Raw genomic sequence first — 5,995 nt, 5'->3', positions numbered from 1 at the left:
TTATATTAATTATGAGTTAGAAGCCGGAACGACATATTATTTTGTAGGTACCCGATATAGTCAGTGGGATAACGGTGATTATAAGCTAGTATTCATGAGAGATATTGAAGTTAGTCTGGATAATCAAGGTGCTGCAAATACCAGTTTAGAAAGGCTTTACTCTAAGGGGAATCTCTGGTATGCAACCAGCGACCGTGAAGGGGATAATATCAGTGTAATTGAACGCCCAGCTAAAACAGGTTATATTTTTGATGGCTATTATACAGAAGCAAATGGCAGAGGAACACAGGTCATTAATAAAGATGGAGCAGTTTTAAATACACTTGCAGAGATAAGTGTCAATTCTACAATCTATGCGAAGTGGGCACCGGATCCAAGCCTGGTATATGCAGCAACAATTAACAGCGGTACAGGTGATGGAAGTTATTCTGCTGGTACAAAAGTGAATATCAAAGCAGATGCTCCGGCTTCTGGCATGAGATTTAAAGAATGGACAGTTACGAACGGCGGAGTAGTGCTTGCAAATAGCAAGAGCGAATCCACAAGCTTTGTTATGCCGGCTAAGGCAGTTACAGTAACTGCTACATACGAAAAAATAGAGACTTATAAAGTTTCATATAATGCCAATTCAAAATCGTCAGTAACGGGTGTACCTTCGGATACAAAGGAGTATATGGCAGGAACTACAGCTTCAGTTAAAGGAGGTACAATCAGTAAAACGATGTTTTTTGTTGGATGGAATACAGCGGCAAACGGCAAAGGAACCAGCTATGCACCGGGACAAAATATTAAAATCAGTGGAAATGTTACTTTATATGCACAGTGGAAAAGCATTTATACAGATACAAAATCATTGAAATTCAAAGTAACAGGTTTGAACACGGTATCCTGCATCGGCACAGCCAATAAAAAAGCTACATCCATAAAAATACCGGATACCATTACAGTTGGTGGAATTAAATATAAGGTTACCAAAGTTACTGCCGGCGCTTTCAAAAACAATAAGAAAATCAAAAGTGTTACCATTGGAAATAATGTAAAGACATTGGAAAGAGGCGCTTTCTTTAAGTGCAGTAATCTGAAAAAAGTAACTATCGGCACCGGATTGGTTACAATCAGCATTCACGTATTCTGCCATGCAAAGAAAAACTGCACCATCACAATTAACAGTACAAAGTTAAAAACGGTGAAGACAGCAATGAACCATGGAACAAAGAATATGACCGTAAAGGTGCCTAAGAGTAAGTTAAGAACCTACAAAAAATTATTTGAAAAAACCTCTAAGACACTGTCAGTAAAAGCAAAATAGAATAATTAGTTCATTCAGGTCTTACCAAAGGCATGAAAAAAGGAGATCAGACGGAATATCTGGTCTCCTTTTTTAGAGATTGGGCATAAAGATACTGATTAACGGTCTGGATTCAGTAATTTGGTCATTGGTGACTGAAGAATCCATTTTTCCAAAGTTTTAATTAATCCATCCATATCAATGGGCTTTGTTATGTAATCGTTCATTCCCACACTGTAGGCTTTGCTGATATCCGTTATAAAAGCATTTGCGGTCATAGCCAGTATGGGAATTTTTTTGGCATCCTTTCGCTCTAGCAGGCGTATTGCGGAAGCGGCATCGTAACCATTCATCACAGGCATCTGGATATCCATTAAAATCGCCTGATAGTATCCGGGACAGGAAGCGAGGAATTTGTCAACGGCATCCTGCCCGTTTTCGGCAGTTTCAATCAGAATATCCTGCATATGAAGCAGTTCAGAAGCGATTTCCCGGTTCAGCTCATTATCTTCAACCAGCAGGATTCTTTTACCGCTCAAAGTAGAATGCGTTGCCTCTTCCACGATTTCTTCAGTTATTTTGCTGCCGGAACTGAGCAGCTGAAATACTTTCCATATCTTTGAAGTAAAAATCGGGCTGGTCAAAAATGCAGTTGCTCCGGCCTGAAGTAAATCGCTTTCATGCGTGGGGCATTCATAAGGTGTGATGATGATAACAGGAACATGTTCCCCCAGAGATTGGCGTATATTTTTGAGAAAATTCAGATGATCCGTATCTTTCGGATCATCTGGATCCCAGTTTAGAAGCACAGCGAAAAATTCTTCTCCTCGGTCACATGCGGCTATTATGAGTTCCTGTGCTTCGGATGAGGAGGATGCCCGGTATCCCTGCATATCATGTTCATTCAATAAGGTAGTTACATTTTCACATATAGATTTTTTATCATTTACGATTAATATGGAACGTCCTGTCAGTTGGTGAGTGACTGATTCTTCTTTATCCGGCAAGTCAAAAGGGATGGAGACGGTGAATTGGCTTCCCTTTCTAATTTCACTTTTGACTTCAATTGATCCGCCCATTAGTTTGACAATATTCTCTGCAATGGACATTCCCAGACCGGTGCCGTTTATTTTACTGATCCGTGAATCTTCTGCACGGGAAAAGGGTTCGAAAATGTGGGGAAGAAACTCTTTAGTCATACCGATACCATTGTCTGAAAAAATAAATTCATAATACCCCTTATTTTTGTTAAATGGCTCCAATTCATTGATAAAAAGGGTGATCCGTCCTCTCTGCGGGGTATATTTAATGCAGTTGGAGAGCAAGTTCATAAATACCTGCTGCAACCTGTCCCCATCCGTAAAAATATTTTCATGCAGTACTTTATGGATGTGAATCTGTAATTTCTGCTGCTTTTGATCCAGTAACGGTCTGCATATATCGGCTATATTCTGTATTAATTTGGGAAGACTGATAACTTCCGAAAGAAGATCAATTTTCCCGGCTTCAATTTGGGACATATCCAGGATTTCATTGATCAGACTTAACAGGTACTGGCTGGAAGTATCGATTTTATTCAAACAATCTTCCAATTTGGCGGGATCGGATATATTAGCCTTTGCAATCGTGCTCATGCCAATAATAGCATTCAATGGAGTGCGGGTATCGTGTGACATGGAAGATAAAAACTTGGTTTTTGCTGAGTTTGCCACATGTGCCGCCGTATAGGCTTCTTCCAGTTTGGCCTGCTGTCTTGCCTGCTCCAAGCGGTCTTTCGTTACATCAATACCAACTGTGTAAAAGGAAGGTATGCCATCCCAGCTGTCTTCTCCGTCTGCATAGCATAAAGTGATCGTCAGGATTTTGGTATCGCCGCTGCGGGTAAAAATCCGGGCTTCCATAATGATACTTTGATCGGTGCCTTCAATTTCTTTAAGCCTTTGTACAATGCGTTTTAAATCTTCGGGATGCACATAATCACATTTGGAATCCAATTCTTCTTCGAATTGTTGTTTGGTATATCCGATAATTTTTAAGAATTCCGCGCCATACCAGAGTATGGACCGGTAATCTCGTGCATCCAGACGGGCAAATCCTCCTGGAAGAGTTTTAAAGAGAATTTCTCGTTCTCTTTCTTTTTTAGCCAGCTTAAATTCTGAGCTGTACATATCATGGGACAGTTCTATTCGTGATTTGCGTCCGTTCCAGTTTATCTGTCGGTTTTTGATCATAAAAGTTCGTTCAAGAACCGGATTATAAAATTCCCATTCATATGATTCATCTGTCCGTAACTTGTCATTGGTGCAGAAAGGACACGGGGATGTCCTACCCTGAATTGTTTCATAACATCGGCGTCCGATCACATCTTCTCTATCCGTTTTCAGAGTTTCACAGCTTGTACGATTCACGTAGAGTAATTCATATGTATTCATGTCGCTGATATAGATATTGCCCATATACTCATCCATCAGCCATTCAAGGTATTGTGTCTTTTCTTCTTTTGACTGGATTAAATCGCTGATATCAGAATTGACCATATATAAGACAGGATGTCCATCCACGGTTTCTGCTGTAATTGTTCCGTTGATACGTATCCAGATAAACATACCGCTCTTAACCGGCAGACGACAATCCGCAGTAAATCTTTTCTCTCCCTGGGAAAGTGCCTGAGTTATGGCATCTCTTATTTTGTAAAATTCTTCTATATGATTCTTAAAATACTGGCGTAAATCCGGAAAAAGGGAAAGGTATTCTTCCCCTGTATATCCGGTACTTTCATAAAAATAATGATTGCCGCAAAGAAAAGTTATATTTGTATCAAATATACATTTGCCTGCGCTGCTTTGAATGGTATTTATAAATATATCAAATTCTTTTTCAATAAATGACATCCCCATATGCAAACTCCTTTTTTGGAAATAGTATTAGATATAATATGATGAAGCTTAAATTACTTTTATTATATCGGAAAAGATCAGATAAAGCAATATCACAATAAATTCTGTCATAGAGCCTGGTGTCACAACCGTTAATCAAAGCATTTGTCCGGTTAGGGACTTATTTTTCGTTAAAAGATGCACCTGAATTTACAAACTGTAAGAAGATTGTAAGAACTTCTTGCTTTAATAGAGATATGAAATATATAATAAACAGGCGAGGAGAGAAAAAATGAAGATCTTAGAGGCAAAAGGACTTGTGAAGTACTATGGCAAGGGAGAAAATTTGGTAAAGGCAGTGGATCACAGCAGTTTTTCAGTAGAAAAGGGAGAATTTGTGGCTGTAGTCGGTACAAGCGGTTCCGGTAAAACCACAATCCTGAATTTAATAGGTGGACTAGACTATGCAGATGAAGGAGAGATTACCATAGATGGCGAGGATCTTTCCAGGATGAAACCAGATGAACTCACGATTTTCAGGAGAAGAAAAATTGGTTTTATCTTTCAGAATTATAATCTGGTCACTGTCCTGAGCGTATATAAGAATATTATCATGCCGGTAAAGCTGGATGGTAATAAAGTAGACGATGCGTATATTCAGCGTATTACTGCGATGCTGGGCATTGAGAAAAAGATGAAGTCTTATCCCAATCAATTATCCGGAGGACAGCAGCAGAGGGTTGCAATCGCACGGGCGCTGTCCGCGAAACCGGCTATTATATTAGCAGATGAACCCACCGGCAATCTGGACAGCAAAACCAGCCAGGAAGTAATGGGACTTCTCAAGATGACCAGCCGGGAATTCAACCAGACTGTGATTATGATTACTCATAATGAAGAAATTGCCCAGCTTGCTGACCGGACAATTCACATTGAAGACGGTAAAATTGTTGGAGGTAAAGCGTGATGTTTGAAAACTCCAATAAGGATATCGTAAAGGAAATTGCGGATGAGACAATGAAGGTTCACCGTCTGCGGAATATCATGGCTTGTTTTGCTATTGCCCTGACAGCCATACTCATTACCATTATCTGCGGAATGGGAATCAGTACGGTAAAAGCTATGATGACAGAGCACGAAATGAATCCTGGTCCTGGCACAAATGGCGCAGGTGTATATGGTAATGGGGAGGTTCTGGAAAAAGTAAGGAATCAACCGGAGGTGGAGTGGGCAGATATTGCCAGGCCCTGTATGTATGGAACTCCCCATAATATAGAATTTGCAGGAATTGAAGTGAATTTTATGGGAGTCAGCGACAGTTATTATGAACACCACTACATAGATTTAATCAATGGAGCATACCCGGAAAATGCACAGGAAATGATAATGTCAGATACCCTCGCAGATAAAATAGGGAGCAAGAAGATACCGGGTGAGAAAATGTTTTTGAATCTGAAAGTGGTAAAAGACGGACAGATTACAGAAGAACCGTTAGAAGTAACAATTACAGGATTTTACGATAATCCCCTCCGGCAGATTGAGAATTATGAAGAACTTTATACAACAGAGGATTTTCCGGATATCTATAATCCTGAACTGGCGGATGAAAGCAGCAAAATTTATACAAAATTAACCGGTGTAACATCCTCTACGCCACAAAAGGAACTGGTGAAAAAACTGGAAAATCTGAGTGAAAAAGTTGGGGGCGTGGAGATTTGTTTTATTATGCCTACCAATTATCGTTTGGCTTATCTGGGAGGCGGAGCAGTGCTTCTTTTGATTATTGCATGCGGTTATTTCCTGATCTATAATATTTTCTATATTTCCATAG

The 5,995-nt window shown here is 39.7% G+C and carries 4 protein-coding genes; 3 read left to right on the top strand and 1 reads right to left on the bottom strand.

Translation table 11 applies throughout. The annotated features are described in order from the left end of the window. The coding region (locus ACH2DQ_RS19990; protein ID WP_395028017.1) for an InlB B-repeat-containing protein at window positions 1-1,309 on the top strand (1,309 nt) is incomplete at its 5' end. Between the two features lie 98 nt (window positions 1,310-1,407). Here ACH2DQ_RS19990 and ACH2DQ_RS19985 read toward each other — a convergent pair. After that, the gene (locus tag ACH2DQ_RS19985) at window positions 1,408-4,185 is read right to left on the bottom strand and encodes a response regulator (protein WP_394912673.1); all 2,778 of its coding nucleotides are present in this window, start codon (window positions 4,183-4,185) and stop codon (window positions 1,408-1,410) included. Between the two features lie 271 nt (window positions 4,186-4,456). Here ACH2DQ_RS19985 and ACH2DQ_RS19980 point away from each other — a divergent pair, with 271 nt between their 5' ends. After that, complete coding sequence (locus tag ACH2DQ_RS19980) at window positions 4,457-5,131, top strand: ABC transporter ATP-binding protein (protein WP_394912674.1); 675 nt, start codon at window positions 4,457-4,459, stop codon at window positions 5,129-5,131. Beyond that, window positions 5,128-5,995: ABC transporter permease (locus ACH2DQ_RS19975; RefSeq protein ID WP_395028014.1), on the top strand; the 868-nt coding region annotated here is incomplete at its 3' end. The genes ACH2DQ_RS19980 and ACH2DQ_RS19975, both read left to right, overlap by 4 nt.

This window comes from Robinsoniella sp., assembly GCF_034124845.1.
The sequence above is the reverse complement of the archived record's forward strand: the minus strand, read 5'-3'. Positions and strand labels throughout refer to the sequence as shown.

Bases quoted from the DNA above. Each gene is read 5' to 3' on its own strand.
- ACH2DQ_RS19985 (WP_394912673.1), bottom strand. From the start codon at position 4,185: ATGGGGATGTCATTTATTGAAAAAGAATTTGATATATTTATAAATACC.
- ACH2DQ_RS19980 (WP_394912674.1), top strand. From the start codon at position 4,457: ATGAAGATCTTAGAGGCAAAAGGACTTGTGAAGTACTATGGCAAGGGA.